Here is a 5,866-nt window from a genome sequence, read left to right as displayed (position 1 = left end):
TCCCAGCAGTGCAGGTCGCGGTATATGGCAAATGATGTAACCGCAAGTTTGCGTGCCCTGATATCATAGTTGGTGTTGTATTGAACTTTCCATTTTGATGTTAAATTCACATCGCCGCTTAACATAATCGTATTGGTAGTATTGGTACTGGTAATATTATTATTATAGCTAAAACTATAATTAAACGATACGTTCCATGGTACATTAAAGTCGACGTAGGCACTAGGGTCGCTGTTGATAACCGCCAGCCTTTGCGCCTGCTGCGGATTGATGGTTTGCAATGTACTGCCTGATTGTACAGGCGTTTTTGGATTAAAAGTAGTTGAGTTTAAGCTGCCGCTCATTGAAAAACTAAAGGACGTAAGCGTTGGGAATTTGCCATGCTGCCAGGTATACTGGTTTATTTCGTGGGTGTATCTCTGTATTTGTCCGTTTTGAATTGAATCAAGCACCTGGTTAACGTAAGGATTTAGCGACCCAAAGAAACTAAGATTTACCTTTTGATTAAAGATAGCCGAATGCGCAGAAAAAGATATAGGCGATAACCTGAGCGAATCCTGTGCGAAATTATAGAACGTTGAAAAAGTTAACCCCTGCAAAATGGCAACCTTTTTTGGTTTTCCGGAGGTATCAGTTGCTTTCGGTTTAAATTTTGCCTCAATGGTGTTATCAAGGCTTAACCCGATGCCGGCTTGTTTGCCTCCGGACGGAAAACCATCTTCAAAAATTGAATAAGTTTGACTTGAATATGGGTATGGAATAACTGCGTTGCTTACGGCTGTTTTATAATACCCAAAACTCGGCTGCGAAAAATCAGGATTATAATTAAAGCTAACCGAAGGCGTCATCACATGCCGTATCGCTATCAGGTTGCCTTTTTTAAAGCTGATAGTACTGTATACCTTTGTAGAAAGGCTGGTACTTAAATTATAAATCCCCGCCCTTTTAAAACCGTTTAATGTGTCGGTTACCATAGAATCGAGGCCGGAGATACTTCCCCTGGCAAAATTTTTCCTGATGGTTTGCAGGTACCAGTGTTCCGTGTAGTTTACATTGGAACTAAATTGAAAATATTTGAAGACATTTAAACTTAAGCCAATGGGAATATTATGGGTGATACTGGTTTGCAGGTTTTTAATGAGTGTATTGCCCTTAAAAAGTTCAGCTTCGGGCAAATTATTTATAGAATTATTTGCCTGCAAGCTATAGCTGATGGTTAATTTTTGATACCATTTTGGATCTCCTACCCTTTCTTTTGAATCAAAAGGGCTAAGTGAGGCCATTGAAAAGCTCAAAGTTGGCAATTGCAGCGAAATCGTTTTATTGGTAAGGTCCTGGCTGTGGCCAAGGCCAAGGCTCATATTAAAAAGCGATCCCCATGTTTTACTATAGTTAATTGTTGATCGCAGGTTGTTTTGCGTAAGGGCCTGGATGTTATAATTACTGTAAGAAGGGTTGTTTGAATAAAAGGTTGACGTACCAGCGTTTACTGAGGCGCTGAACGTGCTTCCGGGGTGTGCGTTTGGATCCTGGCTATGCGACCAGGTGACGTTAAAGTCTTTGGTTGCCGGATCTCCCTGGAGCCCGTAATTGTGCGAGCCATAGCTTAGGGATAAATCGCCTGAATATTTATACCTTTTTAAATAGTGCATCGTACTATTCAACTCATACGCTCCTTTTGAATATACAGTACCGGTGGTAGTGAGGTCCAGGTAATCACTTATGGCGAAATAATAGCCAAAATTGCGGAGATAGAAACCAAGCTTTTGATCTTCACCAAAGGTAGGAATGATAATACCTGAGGTTTTGGTATCCGGCTTGGGGAAAAAGCCAAAAGGAATAGCTAAAGGGAGCGGAATCCCTTCTATTTCAAGGTAAGCCGGCCCGGCAATTATCCGGTTTTTTTCGGCAATGCCCCGCGTAATTACTATCCCGAAATGTGTATCAGGATATGGCAGATCGCAGGTACTAAAAATTACGTTACGGTAAGCAACTTCTGTTGAATCTAATTTTTTTGCAACACCGCCCGATAAGAAGTTACCATCCTGGTCGGATGCAGGGTTATAGAGTTTACCTTTTTTAGTTTTATAATTAAACAATAAAGAGTCAGACAATAATGGTTTATCTTTTCCCTGTTTGGAAATTGGCCGGCCAACATATCGGTGAGTTACCGGATCCTTCCGCCCCCGGGCAAAAAGCAGGTGATTTTTTTGGTCGACGCGTATATAATCAGCATCCAACTCAAAATCTTCATAAGTAACCCGGGCATTCCCATATAAATAAGTAATCTGGTGCTCCTGGTCAACAAGGGTTGAATCATCGGCATGGGATTTCACTTCTGATTTAAGGCTGCTGTTATTTTTTGTGGTATCTGTTACGCCCCCGGATTTTTTTATTGGCGTAGTTGAGTTAGATTTTTTATCTTTAAGCAGTTTACGATCTTTAATAGAATCCAGTTTTATTATTGTATCTGCAGACGGCTTATACGTAAATGAATAAGAATTCCGTTCATGTGAGTAGGCAGTCACATTGGCTATTAAAATAATTGCAAGCAGAAAAAGTAAACAGATGAATTTCAAAATAGATAATGAATAGTATTTTTGCAGATATTGTTAACAGCGTTCAAAAATAATGAAAAATAAGGCATTGAAAAGATTGATTTACGGTTTATCGTTATTACTAACATTTGCGCCTGTATATTCTTTTGCATTAACCACTCATACTAAACATGATACCGTTACAACAACCGGTTATAAACTGCGAACAATTATTGTAGATCCCGGGCACGGCGGCAAGCCATCTGGTACTACAGGTAATTATTCTCACGGCGCATCCGGCTCATATTCATCAGAGAGAAATGTAACGCTTGCGTTGGCACTTAAATTGCAAAAAGAGTTAGAAAAAGAATTACCCAGCATTAAAGTAGTGCTAACCCGAACTACCGAAGATGACATTTCTTTTCAAAGGCGGGCCCAAATAGCTAATGAAAACAAAGGAGATCTTTTCATTTCCTTACATTGTAACTCATTACCGGACAGGCATATTCGCGAAGTTGTTGGGCATAAACACCATAAGCCTGTATACCGGACGATTGAAATCCCGGATCATTCGGGCAGAGGAGTATTAATGCTCGTTTATGGTTTTCACCGTTCCAAAGAAGAAGAAAACGCGATAAAAGAAAACGTGATCGAAGGTGGTGATTCTGAAATGAATGCAAGCCCAGACCCGAACGACCCTGAATCGATGATACTGATGAACGAGTATAAACGCAAATATCGAAAGCAAAGCATACACCTTGCCGAATTGATTGATGGTGAACTTGTTGATACTGATGGTCGGCATAATGAGGGCATTAGAGAACAAGGTATATACGTATTGTGCCACAGCGCTATGCCTGCGGTGTTGGTTGAAACAGGGTATATTGATAACCCCGATGATGAAGCCTATTTGAATTCTGAAAAAGGCCAGGATGAAATTGTAGCCTCAATTGTAAGGGCAATTGAAAATTATAAAGCCGAAGTTGAACAGGTTTCGCCATAATAACCGGTTAAGCTGGAAATTATATTTCCGTTTGTCTATCAAAAACACAAGAAATTATCATAATAAATAATATATGAGATTTATATGTCAGAATTGTGAATTGGCATAGCTAATTTAGCTGCCTGATCAGTCTGTCATCTCAAAACTGAAAATGAAAATAACAAACGAAACAAAAATCGGCATATTAACCGTTATCGGAATAGCCATACTTATTTTAGGATATAGTTTTTTAAGGGGTGATGATGTTTTTTCGGGGACGAATAAATTTTATGCTGTTTATAGTAGTGTGGACGGTTTGACAGTATCAAAACCCGTTCTGGTAAACGGCTTCCAGATCGGCAGGATCTCAAAAATGAAATTGCAGCCCAATGGCAGTACCGTGGTCGAACTTAGTGTTGACCACCAATATATAGTCCCTAAAAACACGCTTGCAAAACTGGTTAGTACGGATCTTTTGGGAAGCAAGGCCATTGTTTTCGTGTACGGAAACAGCAATTTACCCGCACAGGACAAAGACACTTTAAGGGCAGATATCCAGGGGAGTTTAGCTGAAAGTTTACAGCCGATTCAAATGAAGGCGGAAAAACTGATCAGCAAATTAGACTCATCACTTGCTGCTATAAACAAAATACTGAATCCGAATTTTCAAAAAAATGTTGACCGGAGTTTCGCCAGCATCGCCAATTCGCTGCAAACACTTGAAGGCACCACTAAAAAAATTGACGAGCTGGTAAGCACGCAAACCGTGCACATTAATTCCATCATGTCAAACACCGAAACGGTGACCTCCAATTTAAAAACCAGTTCAGCAAATCTAAATGGCATTACTGCGAATTTTGAAAAAGTAAGTAATGATGTGGCCAATTCAAATATCAAACAAACCCTCGACAACGCCAACAAAGCAATGGCTGATCTGCAGTCGACCATCAGTAAAATTAATACCAATAATGGCACTTTGGGAATGCTGCTAAACGACAAACAGGTTTATGACAACTTACAAAATGCAACTAATAACCTTAACAGCCTGTTTATTGATATCAAAGCACATCCTAAAAAGTATGTAAGCTTTTCAGTATTTGGAGGCAAGAAATAATAGTTGACGGTCGGCCGTGTGCAGTTGGCAATTCTTTTTCTGCAGACGGCACACGTCGAACTGCAAACTCAATGCAACTACCCGATTTCAAAAACCCGGCCTTCAATAGCGAGTTCGGTTTCGGGGAAAACGCTCCGGGCTTCATCCAATAATTCATTCAACGTTTTGTAGCGGGCAGAAAAATGACCGATAATGAGTTTTTTTGCATTTGATTTGATGGCAATTGCGGCGGCCTGCAATGCTGTAGTATGATGGGTTTCAATAGCCCGTTCAAGCATGTTGTTTAAAAAGGTAGCTTCATGATACAGCAGGGTAGCATTCTTTATCTGGTCAATATACCAATCGCCCGGCAATGTATCCGAGCAATACACATAGGTCTTCGGCTCGCTTGAATCTGTAGTCAGTATATCATTTTTATATAGCTTACCGTCGGGTGCGGTGTAATCAGCACCTTTTTTTAGTGCAGAAAAGTATTCAACGGGTATCTTTAATTCTTCAACCTTTTCTTTGATCAGTTTACGCATCCGCTTTTTTTCCCTGAATAAAAAGCCGGTGCAGGCCATCCGATGATCAAGCGGAATGGTCTCAACGGTAACATCAGCGTTATCAAGGATAACCGCAGCAACTTCTGCATTGGTAAACTTGTAGTTCACCTCATATTCCAACGCTGTTTCGGAAAATTTCAGCTGGATATCGATGATCTCCTTCAGATTGGCGGGGCAAAAAATATTCAAGGGTTTGTCCCGACCATTTAGCTGCATGGATGAAAGCAAACCAATAAGGCCAAGGTAGTGGTCACCATGAAGATGGCTGATAAAAATATGGTCAATACGCCTGGCTTTAATGTCAAATTTTAACATTTGCTGCTGGGTACCTTCACCACAATCTACAAGGTAAAGACGCTCGTTAATATTGAGCGCCTGCGCGGAGGGATTTCGATTAAAAATGGGAGTTGCCGAACTGCTGCCAAGTATTGTAACTTCAAATTTCATACCTGGTAAACAATCAGGTTGTTTATTTTGCTTCTTTTTTTAATTCTTTTTCAATTTCTTCCATAAACACCAGGTCAATTGCCTCTTCAGGTGTAGGAACAATAGTTAGAACATTGTCGAGCTGGGAAATTGTTACTAACCTAGCCACCGCATCATTTAAACCGGTTAAAATAAAAGTACCTGAAGCGTTTTTGCATAAACGATGACCGACAAGTAAACTGCTTAATCCTGAAGAATCGGC

At 40.2% G+C, this 5,866-nt stretch carries 5 protein-coding genes; 2 read left to right on the top strand and 3 right to left on the bottom strand.

Features of this window, described 5'->3' with window-relative positions; genetic code table 11:
- Positions 1-2,528, bottom strand: a 2,528-nt coding sequence (locus QZY09_RS02755) for a putative LPS assembly protein LptD (RefSeq protein ID WP_295667790.1), incomplete at its 3' end; no start/stop codon positions are given.
- A 103-nt stretch (positions 2,529-2,631) separates the two neighbouring features.
- Here QZY09_RS02755 and QZY09_RS02750 point away from each other — a divergent pair.
- Both QZY09_RS02750 and QZY09_RS02745 read left to right on the top strand, forming a co-directional pair.
- On the top strand, positions 2,632-3,540 hold the full coding sequence (locus QZY09_RS02750; protein WP_295667788.1) for an N-acetylmuramoyl-L-alanine amidase: 909 nt from the start codon (positions 2,632-2,634) through the stop codon (positions 3,538-3,540).
- 151 nt (positions 3,541-3,691) lie between these two features.
- Complete coding sequence (locus tag QZY09_RS02745; RefSeq protein ID WP_295667786.1) at positions 3,692-4,633, top strand: MlaD family protein; 942 nt, start codon at positions 3,692-3,694, stop codon at positions 4,631-4,633.
- A 77-nt stretch (positions 4,634-4,710) separates the two neighbouring features.
- Here QZY09_RS02745 and QZY09_RS02740 read toward each other — a convergent pair whose 3' ends face one another.
- Entirely contained in the window at positions 4,711-5,625 is a 915-nt protein-coding gene (locus QZY09_RS02740; RefSeq protein ID WP_295667784.1) for a ribonuclease Z, read from the bottom strand.
- Positions 5,626-5,647: 22 nt separating this feature from the next.
- On the bottom strand, positions 5,648-5,866 hold a 219-nt coding region (locus QZY09_RS02735; protein ID WP_295667782.1), incomplete at its 5' end, for an STAS domain-containing protein.

The sequence above is a fragment of the uncultured Mucilaginibacter sp. genome, from assembly GCF_903913935.1.
In the GTDB taxonomy this organism is placed as follows: domain Bacteria; phylum Bacteroidota; class Bacteroidia; order Sphingobacteriales; family Sphingobacteriaceae; genus Mucilaginibacter.
This window is presented reverse-complemented; position numbering and strand designations above follow the sequence as displayed.